Source organism: Shewanella vesiculosa (genome assembly GCF_009994065.1).
Lineage (GTDB): Bacteria > Pseudomonadota > Gammaproteobacteria > Enterobacterales > Shewanellaceae > Shewanella > Shewanella vesiculosa.
In genome coordinates this window covers 150,477-167,960 of record NZ_JAACSD010000008.1, presented here as the reverse complement: position 1 = coordinate 167,960, position 17,484 = coordinate 150,477, and the positions used below count along the sequence as shown (strand labels likewise).

General features: G+C 41.6%; 14 protein-coding genes and 3 tRNA genes. 12 read left to right on the top strand and 5 right to left on the bottom strand.

All coding sequences use genetic code 11. From position 1 onward, the window contains the following. Nucleotides 1-2: 2 nt before the first annotated feature. Complete coding sequence (locus tag GW828_RS10590; RefSeq protein WP_124016402.1) at nt 3-497, bottom strand: peptidylprolyl isomerase; 495 nt, start codon at nt 495-497, stop codon at nt 3-5. Between the two features lie 143 nt (nt 498-640). Between GW828_RS10590 and cysS the strand changes: the two genes are divergently transcribed. After that, nucleotides 641-2,020, top strand: coding sequence for a cysteine--tRNA ligase (gene cysS / locus GW828_RS10585; protein ID WP_124016403.1), 1,380 nt, complete (start codon nt 641-643; stop codon nt 2,018-2,020). A gap of 71 nt (nt 2,021-2,091) precedes the next feature. On the opposite strand, the gene folD is transcribed toward cysS, so the two are convergent. Next, entirely contained in the window at nt 2,092-2,946 is an 855-nt protein-coding gene (gene folD, locus GW828_RS10580) for a bifunctional methylenetetrahydrofolate dehydrogenase/methenyltetrahydrofolate cyclohydrolase FolD (RefSeq protein ID WP_182697030.1), read from the bottom strand. Nucleotides 2,947-3,236: 290 nt separating this feature from the next. On the opposite strand from folD, the gene GW828_RS10575 reads away from it, so the two are divergent. The 11 genes from GW828_RS10575 (at nt 3,237) to GW828_RS10525 (ending at nt 14,242) form a co-directional block, all read left to right on the top strand. Beyond that, a tRNA-Pro gene (locus GW828_RS10575) sits at nt 3,237-3,313 on the top strand. A gap of 87 nt (nt 3,314-3,400) precedes the next feature. After that, nucleotides 3,401-3,477, top strand: a tRNA-Arg gene (locus GW828_RS10570). An 8-nt stretch (nt 3,478-3,485) separates the two neighbouring features. Next, nucleotides 3,486-3,561: transfer RNA gene (locus GW828_RS10565), tRNA-His, on the top strand. A gap of 392 nt (nt 3,562-3,953) precedes the next feature. Beyond that, the gene (gene tig, locus GW828_RS10560; protein ID WP_124016531.1) at nt 3,954-5,258 is read left to right on the top strand and encodes a trigger factor; all 1,305 of its coding nucleotides are present in this window, start codon (nt 3,954-3,956) and stop codon (nt 5,256-5,258) included. Nucleotides 5,259-5,349: 91 nt separating this feature from the next. Next, complete coding sequence (clpP, locus tag GW828_RS10555) at nt 5,350-5,961, top strand: ATP-dependent Clp endopeptidase proteolytic subunit ClpP (RefSeq protein ID WP_124016405.1); 612 nt, start codon at nt 5,350-5,352, stop codon at nt 5,959-5,961. Nucleotides 5,962-6,091: 130 nt separating this feature from the next. After that, nucleotides 6,092-7,372, top strand: coding sequence for an ATP-dependent protease ATP-binding subunit ClpX (clpX, locus tag GW828_RS10550; RefSeq protein WP_124016406.1), 1,281 nt, complete (start codon nt 6,092-6,094; stop codon nt 7,370-7,372). Nucleotides 7,373-7,503: 131 nt separating this feature from the next. After that, nucleotides 7,504-9,855: an endopeptidase La gene (gene lon / locus GW828_RS10545; protein WP_124016407.1), complete on the top strand. Its 2,352-nt coding sequence runs from the start codon at nt 7,504-7,506 to the stop codon at nt 9,853-9,855. Nucleotides 9,856-10,116: 261 nt separating this feature from the next. Continuing rightward, a complete protein-coding gene (locus GW828_RS10540) occupies nt 10,117-10,392 on the top strand; it encodes an HU family DNA-binding protein (protein ID WP_124016408.1) in 276 nt (91 codons plus the stop codon). Between the two features lie 216 nt (nt 10,393-10,608). Beyond that, nucleotides 10,609-12,486, top strand: coding sequence for a SurA N-terminal domain-containing protein (locus GW828_RS10535; protein WP_182722128.1), 1,878 nt, complete (start codon nt 10,609-10,611; stop codon nt 12,484-12,486). A 77-nt stretch (nt 12,487-12,563) separates the two neighbouring features. Then, nucleotides 12,564-13,187, top strand: a complete 624-nt coding sequence (locus GW828_RS10530; RefSeq protein WP_182697028.1) for a pentapeptide repeat-containing protein — start codon at nt 12,564-12,566, stop codon at nt 13,185-13,187. Nucleotides 13,188-13,312: 125 nt separating this feature from the next. Next, nucleotides 13,313-14,242, top strand: coding sequence for an AraC family transcriptional regulator (locus GW828_RS10525; protein WP_182697027.1), 930 nt, complete (start codon nt 13,313-13,315; stop codon nt 14,240-14,242). A 157-nt stretch (nt 14,243-14,399) separates the two neighbouring features. On the opposite strand, the gene fabV is transcribed toward GW828_RS10525, so the two are convergent. The 3 genes from fabV to GW828_RS10510 all read right to left on the bottom strand — a co-directional run bounded on the left by fabV (nt 14,400) and on the right by GW828_RS10510 (nt 17,481). Then, complete coding sequence (gene fabV, locus GW828_RS10520) at nt 14,400-15,602, bottom strand: enoyl-ACP reductase FabV (protein WP_273057491.1); 1,203 nt, start codon at nt 15,600-15,602, stop codon at nt 14,400-14,402. 105 nt (nt 15,603-15,707) lie between these two features. After that, a complete protein-coding gene (locus GW828_RS10515) occupies nt 15,708-16,493 on the bottom strand; it encodes a peptide ABC transporter ATP-binding protein (protein ID WP_124016413.1) in 786 nt (261 codons plus the stop codon). Continuing rightward, nucleotides 16,474-17,481: an oligopeptide/dipeptide ABC transporter ATP-binding protein gene (locus GW828_RS10510; RefSeq protein ID WP_124016414.1), complete on the bottom strand. Its 1,008-nt coding sequence runs from the start codon at nt 17,479-17,481 to the stop codon at nt 16,474-16,476. The genes GW828_RS10515 and GW828_RS10510 overlap by 20 nt, the downstream gene beginning before the upstream one ends. Nucleotides 17,482-17,484 lie beyond the last annotated feature (3 nt).

The window sequence follows — 17,484 nt, the reverse complement described above, 5'->3', positions numbered from 1 at the left end:
AATTACGCTTTAACGCTAACGCTTTTGATCACAATAGCTTCTAATGGTACATCTTGATGCATACCATTATTTCCTGTTGGGACATTTTTGATTTGCTCAATGATGTCTAACCCTTCAACGACTTCACCAAACACACAGTAACCCCAGCCTTGCGAGGTTTCTGATTTAAAATCAAGGAACGTATTGTCTTTGACGTTAATGAAAAACTGTGCAGTTGCTGAATGAGGATCAGAGGTTCGCGCCATTGCAACAGTGCCTTTGCGGTTAGATAAACCGTTGCTAGCTTCGTTTTTGATTGATGCTTTAACACTTTTTTGGCTCATGTCTTCAGTGAAACCACCACCTTGGATCATAAAACCGTCAATAACACGGTGAAAAATAGTACCTTCGAAAAAGCCATCTTCAACATACTGCATAAAGTTAGCGGCAGTAATAGGCGCCTTTTCTTCATTTAGTTGTAAAGTAATATCGCCCATATTGGTATGTAAAGTAATCATGTTATCTCACTTGAAAATATTAATTTGCGCGATTCTAACTTATCTTAACTGCCGCTTAAAGTGCAGTGTTCAAAACAGGTGACATCATGTTAGAATCTGCATTAACATTTACCGTTATAAATTAGTGTAAAAGAGAACAATCGATGTTGAAGATTTACAATAGTATTAGCCGTGATAAACAAGAATTTAAACCAATAAATCCAGGTAAAATCGGAATGTACGTCTGTGGCGTGACCATTTACGATTTATGTCATATTGGTCACGGGCGTACCTTTGTTTCGTTTGACATGATAGTACGTTATTTACGTTACATAGGTTATGAGGTGAACTTTCAGCGCAATATTACTGACGTTGATGATAAAATTATCAAACGTGCTGCTGAAAATAATGAGTCGTGTGAGTCACTTACTGAGCGTTTAATTGGCGAAATGCATCAAGATTTTGATGCGCTGAACATGAAACGACCTGATTTTGAGCCGCGAGCTACGTTACATATTGAAGAAATTATCGATATGGTTCAGCGTTTGCTTGATCGCGACCATGCTTATGTTGCCAGTAATGGTGATGTATTATTTAGTGTTGCGTCGTTCCCTCAATATGGCCAGCTTTCTGGGCAAAACCTTGACCAACTTCAAGCTGGTGCTCGGGTTGAAATTGATAATGCTAAACGCAATCCTATGGATTTTGTGCTATGGAAAATGTCTAAACCGGGTGAGCCTACATGGGAATCACCTTGGGGTCCTGGTCGCCCGGGTTGGCATATTGAATGTTCTGCCATGAACAGTAAGCATTTAGGTTTACATTTTGATATTCATGGTGGCGGATCTGATTTGCAGTTTCCACATCATGAAAATGAAATTGCGCAGTCTTGCTGTGCCCATGACACGCCTTATGTGAATTACTGGATGCACACCGGAATGGTGATGGTTGACCGTGAAAAGATGTCTAAATCATTAGACAACTTTTTTACTATTCGTGACGTGCTTAAGCATTATGACGCTGAAACTGTACGTTATTTCTTATTGTCAGGTCATTACCGTAGCCAGTTAAATTATTCTGAAGATAATTTAAAGCAAGCACGTGCAGCATTAGAGCGTTTATACACAGCCATTAAAGATTTAGATTTGACTGTCGACGCTGCGCCTGCTGAAGCGTTTGTTGCCAAATTCAAATCTGCTATGGATGATGATTTTAATACGCCTGAAGCCTATTCGGTTTTATTTGATATGGTCCGTGAAATTAATCGTCTTAAAATAACCGATATGGCAGCTGCGTCGGCATTAGGTGTCAGCTTGAAGCAATTAGCCGATGTACTTGGTCTTATCAGCCAAACGCCTGAGGCTTTCTTTAAGGGTGAGGGCAGTGACGATGAAGTGGCAGAAGTTGAAGCACTAATTGTTGAGCGTAACCGTGCCCGAACTGAAAAAGATTGGCCTGCAGCCGATATCGCGCGTGATCGCTTAAATGAGTTAGGCGTTGTGTTAGAAGACGGCCCTAGCGGAACGACATGGCGTAAAAAGTAATTTAGTTTGCCCATAAAACAAAAAAGCCTGCAATAGCAGGCTTTTTTGTTATTCATCCGCAGCCAGCTGGACTAGCTATGATACTGCTCGCAAGCATAAAGAGTATTCTCTAATAAGCTCGCAATGGTCATTGGACCAACGCCGCCAGGAACCGGAGTTATAAATGCGGCTTTTTCGGCGGCAATATTAAATTCCACATCACCGACTAAACTGCCGTTTTCCAAGCGATTAATACCGACATCAATCACAATAGCGCCAGGTTTTATCCACTCACCAGGAATGAAACCAGGCTTACCCACAGCAACAACCAATAAATCGGCTTGACGCACTTTTTGCTCTAAGTTTTTGGTAAAACGATGACAGGTGGTTGTAGTACAACCAGCTAATAAGAGTTCCAGTGTCATTGGACGGCCGACAATGTTCGACGCTCCGACAACAGTAGCATCCAAACCGTAAGTATCAATACCGGTAGATTTGATTAACGTCATAATCCCCATCGGCGTACAAGAGCGCAGAACCGGGATACGTTGAGCTAAACGGCCAACATTGTATGGATGAAAACCATCAACATCTTTATCTGGACGAATATGTTCAATGACTTTTGAATCATCAATATGATCAGGTAAAGGAAGTTGTACTAAAATTCCGTCAATATTGGGATTAGCATTACACTCATCGATTAACGCTAATAGTTCAGCTTGGGTTGTACTTGTGTCCAGGTCAAAAGATTGAGATTCAAAACCGACTTCTTCACAAGCTCTGCGTTTACTGCCGACATAGACTTGAGATGCGGCATCACTGCCCACTAAAATAACCGCAAGACCTGGCGCGCGGAATCCAGCTTGTCTTCGAAGTGCTACTTTTTGTTTTAGTGTGGTGCGGATAGATTGTGCAATGGCTTTACCGTCAATAAGTTGAGCAGTCATGGCTGTAGAGTTTCCTTTGAGTGACGCAGGTGTTGAAGTCGATGGTCGAACGGCGGTTATTCTAGCAGGCGCAATGAAGAGTGTCATTTGCTAGACGATGAAAATACAGTGAATAAACTATTCGCGCTATGATGCTAATCATGGTTTTTGCTGCTAAATTCGTCATATAGCATCCAGAGTTAAAAAAATCGTTGACGATATCAAGGTGACTAGTTAAGATGCGCTCCGTTCTCGAGACAACAAGGTTGCTGTATAGCAGTAATAAACATTTCGAAAACAAAGTAAGATTTCGGTGATTAGCGCAGCCCGGTAGCGCATCTCGTTTGGGACGAGAGGGTCAGAGGTTCGAATCCTCTATCACCGACCAAATTAAATGTTATTTGCTATTATTAGCGAATAATAGAACAAGTAAACTTGTTCAGCCAGACAGGAAACAGCTTATTGCTGTAACCATGCGCCCGTAGCTCAGTTGGATAGAGCACCCGCCTTCTAAGCGGGTGGTCGCAGGTTCGAATCCTGCCGGGCGTACCATTTCAATGGTGATTGTAGCTCAGTTGGTAGAGTCCCGGATTGTGATTCCGGTTGTCGTGGGTTCGAGCCCCATCAGTCACCCCATTTTTTTCTGTTCAAATCAACGTGTATTTCGAGACACTCATTGTGTTGCTGAAAAATGTATTTGTTTACCATAGTTGATTTACTGCAATGCATATCCAATCTGATAAAAACTCATTTCGCGCATTAAACGTGCAAACACATCAAAATTGACCATCAGTTAGCCCTTTTATCACGTAAATCGACCTTTTCAGGCTCGACTCTGTTAAAAACGGTAGCTATAATGTCGCGTCTTGATAAATATCAAAAATAAGCTACCTATACCAACAGCGTCTTCAGCATCGATATTATCGCTGTGCTGGGTATCAGAGCTAAACCCGTAGTCAAGAAACGAATATCTAATGGTTGAGTTGTCGACCATTCAAAGAACGTTAGACATATTTCGAGGTAAAAAAATGCAAGTTTCTGTTGAAACAACTCAAGGCCTAGAGCGTCGCCTAACTATTTCTGTACCTGCTGAGCAAATCGAGAAATTGGTTAAAGACAACGTATTGCGTGAAGCTAAGCGTGCTCGTCTTCCAGGTTTCCGCCCAGGTAAAGTGCCTATCGGCGAAATCAACAAGCGTTATGGTAAAGCCATTCGTCAAGACATCACTGGTGAAGTGATGCAACGCAACTTTATAGAAGCTATTGTAGCTGAGAAGTTAAACCCAGCAGGCGCACCAGTATTTACTCCTGGTTCAACTGAAGGTGATTCTTTCGAATTCGTTGCAACATTTGAAATCTACCCAGAAGTTGTTTTAACGGGTTTAGATAGCATTGCAGTTGAACAGCCTAAAGCTGAAGTTAATGATGCAGACGTTGATGTAATGATTGAAACGTTACGTAAGCAACATGCTACTTTTGCTGCTGTTGAACGTGAAGCTACAGCTGACGACAAAGTTAAAATGAACTTTATTGGTTCTATTGATGGTGAAGAATTTGAAGGCGGAAAAGCTGATGATTTTGAACTTCAATTAGGCAGCAATCGTATGATCCCTGGTTTTGAAACCGGTATCATTGGTCATAAAACGGGTGATGAATTCGAAATCGAAGTGACTTTCCCTGAAGATTACCACGCTGAAAACTTAAAAGGTAAGGCGGCTAAGTTCGTTATTACCTTAACTGAAGTTCAAGCAGCTAACTTACCTGAAGTGAATGATGAGTTTGCTTCTTTGTTTGGTATTGCTGAAGGTGGCTTAGATGCACTTAAAGCTGAAATCCGTAAAAACATGACTCGTGAACTAGAGCAAGCGCTGAAAGCGAATGTGAAAGAGCAAGTTATTACTGGTTTATTAGCAGCAAATGACATCTCTATCCCTAAAGCACTTGTTGAAGGTGAAGTGAATGTACTTCGTCAACAAGCAATGCAGCGTTTTGGTGGCCAAACTGAAAATATGCCTGAACTTCCGGCTGAACTTTTCACTGAGCAAGCAGAGCGTCGTGTTAAAATCGGTTTGCTATTAGGCGAAGTGATTAAGACTAACGAGCTAAAAGCTGAAGATGATCGTGTTAATGCATTGATCGAATCTATGGCTTCAGCGTATGAAGATCCATCTGAAGTTGTTTCATACTACAACTCAAATAAAGAACTCATGCAAAACATGCGCAACGTAGCGCTTGAAGAGCAAGCTGTTGAAGCATTGTTAAAATCAGCAAAAGTAACCGTTAAAGACGTTGCTTTTGAAGAATTTATGAACAAGGCTACTGGACGAGCGTAAGCTAAGCTTGACTTAACAAGTGGTTCGCCATTTATAATGGCTCGTATGAGGTTCCTCATGCGGGCCATTTTTATTTTTAGGGAAATGAATAATGCATAAAGCACCAGAATCAGTACTCAATGCTCTTGTACCTATGGTTGTTGAACAAACAGCTAAAGGTGAACGTTCTTATGATATTTACTCTCGTCTATTAAAAGAGCGAGTCATCTTCTTAGTTGGCCAAGTAGAAGAACACATGGCTAACCTTATTGTTGCTCAGTTATTATTCCTAGAGTCAGAAAGCCCAGATAAAGATATTTATTTGTACATTAACTCTCCTGGCGGTTCAGTTACAGCGGGTATGGCGATCTACGACACCATGCAGTTTATTAAGCCTAATGTCAGTACAGTGTGTATGGGGCAAGCTGCTAGTATGGGTGCATTCTTACTTGCCGGCGGCGCTAAAGGTAAACGTCATTGCTTACCTAACTCTCGTGTGATGATCCATCAGCCATTAGGTGGCTTCCAAGGTCAAGCATCAGATATCGCCATTCATGCTCAGGAAATCCTAGGCATCAAGAATAAATTAAACCAAATGTTGGCTGATCATACTGGCCAACCGTTGGAAATCATTGAACGCGATACTGACCGTGATAACTTCATGAGTGCTACTCAAGCTGTTGATTATGGTATTGTCGATTCATTACTAACAAGTCGCGGCTAAAACCGATAGCTGATTTTCTCTAATCTTTCAGGTATTCTGTACTGAAAGACGTTAAGTCATCTATGTGGTTATGATAAGTATCTACAAGCAGCGCTTAGGGTTAACCTAAGTTGGAAACAGAGGTAGAATAATGGGCGATAACAAAAATAACGGTGACAGCGGCAAATTGCTGTACTGCTCTTTTTGCGGAAAAAGTCAGCATGAAGTCAGAAAACTGATTGCTGGCCCATCAGTTTATGTATGTGATGAGTGTGTTGATTTATGTAATGACATCATCCGTGAAGAAATCAAAGAGATTTCACCTAAGCGTGATGAAGACAAGTTGCCGACACCGCATGAGCTACGCAAACATCTTGATGACTATGTAATCGGTCAGGATCAAGCCAAAAAAGTGCTTTCTGTTGCGGTATACAATCATTACAAGCGTTTACGTAATGGCGCAATAAAAGACGGTGTTGAGCTTGGTAAAAGTAATATCCTGCTATTAGGTCCAACTGGTAGTGGTAAAACATTATTAGCTGAAACACTGGCACGCTCACTCAATGTTCCTTTTGCTATGGCAGATGCAACCACGCTAACCGAAGCAGGTTATGTGGGCGAAGATGTTGAAAACATCATTCAAAAGTTACTGCAAAAGTGTGATTACGACGTTGAAAAAGCTGAACGCGGTATCGTCTATATCGATGAAATTGATAAAATCAGTCGCAAATCTGACAATCCTTCAATTACTCGCGATGTGTCGGGTGAAGGTGTTCAGCAGGCGCTACTGAAGCTAATTGAAGGCACGGTAGCTTCTGTTCCTCCACAAGGCGGACGTAAGCACCCACAGCAAGAATTTTTGCAAGTGGATACCTCTAAAATTCTGTTTATCTGTGGTGGTGCGTTCGCTGGACTTGAAAAAGTCATTGAACAACGAGCTCACACAGGAACCGGGATTGGCTTTGGTGCAGAAGTAAAAGGCGAGGCGGATAAAGCCACCATTTCACAAATACTAAGCCAAGTAGAGCCTGGTGATTTAGTGAAATTTGGTTTGATCCCTGAGTTTATTGGTCGTTTACCTGTTGTTGCTACGCTAACTGAGTTAGACGAAGCTGCACTGGTTCAAATTCTATCTGAGCCTAAAAATGCGTTAACCAAGCAATATAGCGCGTTATTTGAGATGGAAAATGTCGAACTTGAGTTCCGTGATGATGCATTACAAGCGATTGCTCAAAAAGCGATGTCACGTAAAACGGGTGCACGTGGATTACGTTCAATTGTAGAAAGCATTTTGCTTGATACCATGTACGATATTCCATCGACTCAGGGAGTGATTAAAGCGGTTGTTGATGAATCCGTTGTTAAAGGTGAATCAGCTCCAATTTTGATTTACGAAAATACAGAGACTCTGGCCGCTTCAGGCGAGCAATAATTGTACTGATAACTAGTAAGTTGAAAAATAAGGAGTCCATTGGACTCCTTTTTTCGTATTGACCATTGAAACTGATAACATCACCCCAATATAATCAGTATTAAGTCTATTTCATTAAACGGAATCGAGCCATGACTAAAGAGCGTGAAGCGCATATCGAACTCCCCGTATTACCACTGCGAGATGTGGTGGTTTACCCGCATATGGTAATTCCGCTATTCGTAGGACGGGAAAAATCAATTCGTTGCCTGGAATCGGCAATGGAACAAGACAAGCAAATTTTATTAGTTGCTCAGCGAGATGCAGATCTTGACGAACCGACCAAAGACGACATTTTTGATATTGGTACCGTTGCCTCTATTTTACAGCTTCTTAAACTTCCTGACGGCACGGTAAAAGTATTAGTTGAAGGTGGCCAACGTGCCAAAATCAAGAAATACACTCAAGAAGAAGAGTTTTTTGCTGCAACGGCTGAATACTTAGAGTCTGAGCAGTTAAGTGATAAAGAAGAAGAAGTCTTAGTACGCAGTGCTATTGGCCAGTTCGAAGGCTACATCAAGCTAAATAAAAAGATCCCACCTGAAGTATTAACCTCATTATCGGGTATTGATGAAGCGGCTCGCTTAGCTGATACCATGGCTGCACATATGCCATTGAAGCTTGAAGATAAGCAATCCGTGCTTGAGATGATCAATGTCGGTGAGCGTCTTGAATATCTGATGGCGATGATGGAATCAGAAATTGACTTGCTGCAAGTTGAAAAACGCATCCGTACCCGCGTTAAAAAGCAGATGGAAAAAAGTCAGCGCGAATACTATTTGAATGAGCAAATGAAAGCCATTCAAAAAGAATTAGGCGATATTGACGAAAGCCACGACGAATTTGAAGTATTGGCGCGTAAGATTGAAGACGCTGGTATGCCAACCGACGCGAAAGAAAAAGCCATTGCTGAATTAAACAAGCTTAAAATGATGTCGCCTATGTCTGCTGAAGCCACGGTTGTGCGCAGCTATGTTGACTGGATGACAGCTGTGCCTTGGAAACAACGCTCAAAAATTAAGCGTGACTTAGCCAAAGCACAAGAAGTACTTGATACCGATCACCACGGACTTGAAAAAGTTAAAGAACGTATTCTTGAGTATTTAGCGGTTCAAAGTCGTGTTAAACAGCTTAAAGGACCTATCTTGTGTTTAGTTGGACCACCGGGCGTAGGTAAAACCTCACTGGGGCAGTCAATTGCTAAAGCCACTGGACGTAAATATGTCCGTGTTGCACTAGGTGGCGTGCGTGATGAAGCAGAAATTCGTGGTCATCGCCGTACGTACATAGGTTCAATGCCAGGTAAAGTCATTCAAAAAATGGCCAAAGTGGGCGTTAAAAACCCATTGTTCTTGCTCGATGAAATCGACAAAATGAGTTCAGACATGCGTGGCGATCCATCGTCAGCCTTGTTAGAAGTACTTGATCCAGAGCAGAACGCAACGTTTAACGATCATTATCTTGAAGTTGATTACGACTTATCTGATGTAATGTTTGTGGCTACGTCAAACTCTATGGATATACCGGGTCCTTTACTTGACCGTATGGAAGTGATTCGCTTATCGGGTTATACCGAAGATGAAAAGCTTAATATCGCGAAGAAGCATTTACTGACCAAGCAAATTGAACGTAATGGCCTTAAAGAAAAAGAAATCATTGTCGATGACAGTGCTATTTTAGGGATTATTCGTTATTACACTCGTGAAGCGGGTGTGCGTTCATTAGAGCGTGAATTATCAAAAATTTGCCGTAAAGTAGTTAAGCATATTCTGCTTGATAAAACGGTCAAAGTGGTTGAAGTTAACCAGGATAATTTAAAGTCATTCCTTGGCGTACAACGTTTTGATTTTGGTAAAGCTGAATCGAATAACCAAATAGGCCAAGTGACCGGACTTGCATGGACTCAAGTGGGTGGTGATTTATTAACCATCGAAGCAACATCTGTAGCAGGTAAAGGTAAATTAACCTATACCGGTTCACTCGGTGATGTCATGAAAGAGTCTATTCAAGCTGCGATGACAGTCGTTCGTGCCCGCGCGGAAAATTTGGGTATTAATAACGACTTTTATGAAAAACGTGATATTCATGTCCATGTACCTGAAGGGGCAACACCAAAAGATGGCCCTTCAGCAGGCGCGGCTATGTGTACTGCGTTAGTGTCGAGCTTAACGGGCAATCCAGTTCGTAGTGATGTTGCCATGACAGGTGAAATAACCCTTCGCGGTGAAGTTCTGCCAATTGGTGGTTTAAAAGAAAAGTTATTGGCTGCACATCGTGGCGGAATCAAGCATGTATTGATCCCTCAAGAAAACGAACGCGATTTGGAAGAAATTCCAGCGAATGTGATTGCAGATTTAACCATTCATCCAGTACGTTGGATTGATGAAGTCCTGAAATTGGCGCTTGAGCGACCAGTTGAAGGCTTCGAAGTGGTCAAAAAATAGCTTGTTAGTCAAAAAATTGCTATAGAGCATAAAAAAAATCAAAAAAGGGGCTTAACAAAACGCTGACCTGTGGTAGCCTAGGTTGGTGGAGAGTCAGACGCACCAAGCCCTTGGGGCATCTGACGTTGAGCTGTATCCAATTTCATTTTTTGGTTTTCGTACTAAGTTTGGTGTGTTATCAAGCTTATAAAATAAAGCCTCCGCAGACCGCTCTAAACATAGATTTGGTTGCGGCGCGACAATAACATTCAAGGGGATGACATGAACAAATCTGAACTAATCGAGAAAATCGCATCTGGTGCTGATATTTCTAAAGCTGCTGCTGGCCGCGCACTGGATTCTTTTATCGCTGCTGTAACGGAAGGTCTTAAAGATGGCGATAAGATTTCTCTAGTTGGTTTTGGTACATTTGAAGTACGTCAACGTGCTGAACGTACTGGCCGTAACCCACAAACGGGTAATGAAATTAAAATTGCTGCTGCGAACATTCCTGCGTTCAAAGCTGGCAAAGCGCTAAAAGACGCGGTTAACTCATAGTTAATAACGTTGCCTTTGTAAGGCATTCGTAATACAAGCACTGCTTAGGCGGTGCTTTTTACGAAAAGCAATATTGTTATGTTCTGCATAATCAATATTGGGAGTATTGGGTCATACCCGTGGTAGCGTCTGATAACTCCATATAATTTACAATAAGGCGCATCCACAAGGTGATGCGCCTTTTTATTTTATTAATCGCAACAAGCGAGAATTCAGATGTTAGAAAAAATTCGTGAAGGATCACAGGGGATTGTTGCAAAAACAATTCTAGTACTTGTGATACTTTCTTTTGCTTTTGCCGGTGTGAGCAGTTATTTAGGCTCAAACACGGGTGTACCTGCTGCTGTTGTTAATGGTGACGAAATTAGTGCCAACGAGCTAGAGCAGGCTTTTCAAAATGAACGCTCTCGTATAGAGCAACAGCTCGGTGAAATGTTTACAGCATTAGCCGCTGACGAAAGTTATATGAATGGCATTAAACAAAACGTACTGGATCGTTTAATTGCTGACAAACTCATTGATCAAGCAGCCAATAAACTAGGCTTGCGTGTATCTGATGAGCAAATTAAAAAAGCCATTATTGAAGAGCCTGCATTTCAAACTGACGGTAAATTTGATAATGAGCGCTATCTAGCGGTATTGCGTCAGTTAGGCTATCAAACCACAAGTTTTAGAAACATGATGCGCGTCGACATGACCCGTCGTCAGTTATTAAATGCACTCGTGGGCAGTGAGTTTGTGTTAGACGGTGAGGCTAAGCAACTTGCTGAAGTCCAAGGTCAAACTCGTGATATACGTTATCTAGTTGTCGATTCAACTCCTTTCTTATCAACTGTTTCTGTGTCTGATGAAGAAGCGCAAAGCTATTATGATGCTAACGTGTCGCAATACATGAGCCCTGAAAAAGTTAGCCTAGAGTATGTTGAATTAAATGCTGCTGACATGGCTAAAAACAGTGACGTCTCTGACGAAGAAGTGAAAACTTATTACGACGAGAACAAAGCACAATATCAAACAGCCGAAAAACGTCTTGCTGCGCATATTTTTGTTGCCGCAACAGATGATGACAGTGCCGACAAAGCTAAAGCTGATGCAATTGAAGCTAAGTTAACCGCGGGTGAAGATTTTGCCGAAGTGGCTAAAACGGATTCTGATGATAACCTTAGCGCACAAGAAGGCGGTAAGTTAGATTGGTTTGAACAAGGTGTGATGGATCCTGCATTTGATGAAGCGCTTTTTGGATTACAAAAAGGTCAAGTTTCATCTATTGTGAAAAGTGAGTTCGGTTATCACATCATCAAGCTATTAGATGTTCAAGCAAGTCAAGCTACTGCTTTTGAAGATGTTAAAGAGAAAATTGTTGCTCAACTTCAAGAAAAGAAAGCACTTGATGTGTTTTATAGCTTACAAACCAAATTAGCTGATACCAGTTACGAAATCCCGGATACTTTAGCCGAAACAGCCCAAGCAGTTAATGCAAAAGTGCAATCAACGGCGTTATTTTCTCGTGATGATGTACCCGCTGAGTTCAATAACCCTGAGTTCATCAAAGCAGCATTTTCTGACCAAGTATTAGCGAGCGGTTTGAATAGTGATGTCATTGAGCTTGCGCCAAACCATGTTGTGGTTGTGCGCATGAAAAAACATCAGACTGCTGGCATCATGAGTTTTGCTGATGTTAAATCGGGTATTGTTGAACGTTTGAAGCAAGATAAAGCCAATGACGGTGCTCGTGATAAAGCTGCTGAGTATATGGCTCAGTTAAAAGCGGGTAATGATACCTTAACGGGCGCATCATTAACCACGTTAGCTAAGTTAGGTCGTTTTAATCAGGATATCGATCAAGCTATCACCAATAAAGCCTTTAAGATTGCTGCACCTGCTGAGAATAGTGTCACTATTGATACCGCAGCGTTAGCAACTGGTTATGCGGTGATTGTAGTTGATAAGGTCAATGAAGCCGAAGGCATTAATGACAATCTGATTAAGTCGCTTAAACAGCGTATTGCACCTCAATACAGCGAAGCTGATTACCGTGCTGTAGTTGCCTCACTTAAGGCAGATGCTCAAATTGAGTATCCTGTAGCAGACTAATTACGTTTTGTAGTCAATGAAATATTAAAGACCTAGGCTCACGTCTAGGTCTTTTTGTTTATAAGGGGATATCAACCATGAGCAAGGTAACTAGAGAACAAACGAGTAAATTGTTTGCCTTATCGCACTATAATGATGATTCATTCGAGTCCCTTAAAGGAGTGGATTTACAGTTCAACAACATTACGTTTGAGCGCTGTTACTTCATGCAATGTGATTTTAACCAGAGCGATTTCTATCATTGCCAATTTATCGATTGTACTTTTAGTCAGTGTAACTTGAGTGTGTTGTCTGTGATTGATACTGAGTTTGATGCCGTTATTTTTCGCGACTGTAAAGCTATAGGTATTGATTGGACTAAAGCCCATTGGCCACAATTTATGACCCAAACTACGATTCAGTTTGAACGATGTTTGCTCGACGGCAGTAATTTTTACTCACTTAATTTACCCGAGCTTACACTTGTTGATTGTCGTGCCCATGATGTCGACTTTAGAGAGGCTAATTTAACTAAAGCCGATTTGCGGTTAACCGATCTTAATCTAAGTCAATTTAGTCATACTAATTTAACTGGCGCCAATTTTACTGATGCGTCGAATTATCAAATTGATATTACGGCTAATACCGTTAAGCAAGCCATATTCAGTCGATTTGAGGCACTGAGTTTGCTAGAGGGTTTGGATATTCAATTAGTCGACTAGTTTACATCGTCACCTTTTTAACCCCAAAATGCGCTGATTAGACGCGCAGAAACCACAGGTTAATTTACATTTTTTTCGTTATGATAAATATTAGGCTGCGATAATTTACTTCAAAAGGAGAGGGCATGAGCCACAGACTAGATCAAGCATTTGAGCGGGCACTTGCCTATTTAGATCAACACTTAAATGAGCCAGTTGACTTCAACATGTTGGCCAATATTGCCCAGCTTCCCCAAAGCCACTTTGAAGCGTTATTTTATGCGCTGTACCACATATCAATTGAAGCTTATGTCGAACTGCTTAAAAGCTTAGAGGCCGCCCATTTATTAGGTTTTGGTAAGCAGGTACCTTTTGCCACTATAGCGGCAAAACTGGCTTATCGTAACCAACAACACTTTATCGAATCGTTCACTCGCAGTATTGGTCAAAGCCCTGAATCGTTCCAACAAGCGCCTGATTGGGGCAATTTTTTTGCTAAGCAACAACCGCTAAAATCGTTTCAAACGGAAGTTAATCAGCAAGATGAGCAATCTTATTCAGTTGAGATTGTATCGTTTGCTGCGCAAACATTAGCTGTGATGGAACATCATGGTGATCCCTCGTTATTACCTCAAACCATTGCGCGATTTATTGAATGGCGTCGCCAGCACGGTTTATCTCCTATGGGCAGTCAAACCTTTAATCTGTTTTATTCAACCTCTGAGTCAGCTGCTAAAGCGCAATATCGAATTGATATTGGTGTCTCGTTAGCTAACGAGACACTGACAAGCTTAGAGCCAGTGGCGTTAGAATCGAGCCAGATTAAACTTAAATCGATCCCACAGGGACGATGTGCCATGATCCGTTTAAGTGGCGAGCAAGCGGTCAATGATAGTGGCTTAGGTGCTGCAATAGACTACCTGTATCGCAATTGGCTTAATTTGAACGATGTCAGCTTAAGGAATTTTCCATTGTTTGTGCAGCGAGATGTGATTGCTGACAAGATGACCGAAGAGCAACAAGCCAAATCGTTAGCGGGTTCACCGCAACTGCTTATCTTTTTACCCATAGTTTAAGTTTGTGTTGCAGCGAATATATCCAACATGCAGCGTGAGTGACACAATGCTAACATGTGTTAATTCTCAGCGTGATCGCTGAAGATTAAGACAATAAAAAAGCCATAATGCACGGCATTATGGCTTTTTTGTTCACACTAGCTAAGAGCGATATTATTTATAATTCAATTACATCAAAGCTAACATTAGGATCGACTTCTGCATCATAATCGATACCATCAATACCAAAACCGAACAGTTTTAAAAACTCTTCTTTGTATTCATTGTAGTCTGTTAATTCGCTCAAGTTCTCAGTAGTGACTTGTGGCCATAAATCACGACAATGCTGCTGGATTTCTTCACGAAGTTCCCAGTCATCAAGGCGTAAACGGTTTTCACTATCCACTGCGGGTGCTTGGCCATCAACACGATACAGGCGCTCACTAAACAAACGCTGTATTTGCTCAATACAGCCCTCATGTAAGCCTTCTTGACGCATCTTTTTAAACACCATAGAAATATAAAGAGGCATGACTGGAATGGCTGAGCTTGCTTGTGTCACGACACTTTTTAGCACTGCAACGTTAGCTGAGCCGCCAGTAGCAGATAATTTGCTGTCAAGGGCGTGGGCTGCACGGTCTAAATCCATTTTGGCTTTACCTAAGGCGCCATGCCAATAAATAGGCCAAGTTAATTCAGTACCAATGTAGCTATATGCAACTGTCTTACAGTTGTCAGCTAATACGCCAGCGTCGCTTAGCGCACTCATCCATAATTCCCAATCTTGGCCGCCCATTACCGTGACGGTATCAGTAATTTCTTGCTCAGTTGCAGGCTCTACAGAAGTGTCAATAATGGTGTTTTTGTTGGTATCAACAGCCGTGGCAGTATAAGTTTGGCCAATGGGTTTCAGTGATGAACGGATAACTTCACCTGTGTCTGGCATTTTACGAACCGGTGAGGCTAACGAGTACACCACCATGTCGATTTGACCTAAATCTTGCTTGATCAATTCAATGACTTTTTGTTTCGCTTCATGGCTGAATGCATCGCAGTTGATACTTTTTGAATATAAGCCTTCTGCTTTAGCAAACTTATCAAATGCCGCTGTGTTGTACCAACCTGCTGTACCAGGTTTAGTTTCAGAGCTGGGTTTTTCGAAAAATACGCCGATGGTTGCAGCGTCGCTTCCAAATGCTGACGTGATACGAGATGCAAGGCCATAGCCACTTGAAGAGCCGACAACCAATACTTTTTTAGGGCCATTAGCAATTTTGCCTTTGGCTTTAATGAGTTCGATTTGTTCTTTAACGTTAGCTTCACAGCCAACAGGATGAGTTGTGGTACAAATAAAGCCACGAATTTTAGGTTTAATAATCATATTTAAGCTTCTTCCTTTAACATTGGCTCTAGGATAAATAGTTCGACGGCCAAATGGCACTAATTTTTACAAAAACGGCCTCTAAACCATAGTGGTTGGAGCAGTTTAGCGTTTTTGCATAAATTGACTTTGTTCTTGAATGAGTCGCTGAGTATATTCATGCTGTGGTGAAGTAAATAAGGCTTCTGTGGTTGTTTTTTCAACCATATGACCATTTTGCAACACCATGATTTTATCGCTCACATGTCGGATAATATTGAGATTATGCGAGACAAAAATATACGATAACCCCATCTCTTTTTGCAGCTTTAATAGCAGATTAATAATTTGAGATCTAACCGATAAATCTAAAGCTGTTAGTGCTTCATCTGCAATAATAATTTTAGGGTTAAGCATTAAGGCCCGCGCAACGGCGACTCGCTGTTTTTGCCCTTCTGAAATCATGTGTGGATAAAACTCTGCGTGTTCTGGTAATAAGCCCACTTTTCTTAAGGTTTCAATCACCAAGGTTTTACGCTCTTGTGAGTTTAGCTGAGTATTAAACCGTAAGGGTTCTTTAAGCAAGTTGCCAATCGATAAACGTGGGTTTAGCGAGGTCGTTGGGTCCTGGAAAATCATCCGGATCAAACGACAGCGTTGTTTTAAATTACGTGAACCTAAGGCTTCACCTTCAAAAAATATTTCGCCGCCACTGCGTTGTTCTGCGCCCACGAGAATTCTGGCTAGGGTACTTTTACCTGAACCAACAGTCCCTACAATCGCTAAGGTTTCACCACGACCCAGTTCAAATGAAACTGGAGATAATGCCTGATAGTATTGAGGTTTAAAATGCTTGTAACCAGTTAAGTATTGTTTACTTAAGTCGGTAACTTTAAGCAATGGCGTCGTCATCTTCTTGCTCACTTTGATAAGGGAAATGGCAGGCGAAATAGCGGTCTTTTATATGTTCAAGATTAGGCTGTTTTACACATTTTCTCTGCGCTTCTGGACAGCGAGGACCAAGTCGACAACCGGCTGGTAAATGTTGTAAAGACGGTGACGAGCCTTGTAATGTGGGTAAGGTTGCCTTGTGACGCATTTTTTCAGTGTGGTCAGGCAGGTTTTTTAATAATGCCCGAGTATAAGGGTGATAGGGCATTGCGACCATTTCGCTCACAGGTCCAGATTCCATCACCTGACCACTGTACAAAATCGTTAAGTTATCACACCAATGCACCATGGTTTCAAGTTCATGACTTACTAATAAAATCGACACATTTTGCAGTTGGTTGAGTTGCGATAACAATCTAAAAATTTGCGCTTGGGTATTGACCTCCATGGAGTTGGTCGGCTCATCGGCAATCAATAATTTAGGATGATTCGCTACCGCCATCGCAATCATCACTTTTTGACATTCACCTTCGGACAATTCCCATGGATAACATTTCATCAGCATTCTGGGCTTCTTTATGCCAACTTTGTGAAGCCATTTCTGGGCATTTAAATAGGTATCATGTCCACGGCGCCAAAAAGGAATGTTTTTGTTGGGCACCATAGCTTCGATTAATTGACTACCTATGGTTTTAACTGGGTCCAAACTGCCTGACGGATCTTGGAAAATCATTGCCATTTCGCTACCCATTAGGTTACGTCTTTGTTTGGCGCTCATTTCCAATAGATTTTTTCCATCCCACATCATTCGATCGGCAATAATATGCCAATTAGGACCGAGCACGCCTAATATTGCTTTGGCTAATAAACTGCGTCCCGAGCCTGATTCACCTACCAGCCCATGGATCTCTCCGGGATTGATGGTCAAACTGACTTTTTCAAGCACTTTTACTGTGCCCTCAGGGGTATCTAATTCAATGGTGAGATTACGAATATCAAGTAAAGGCATAGG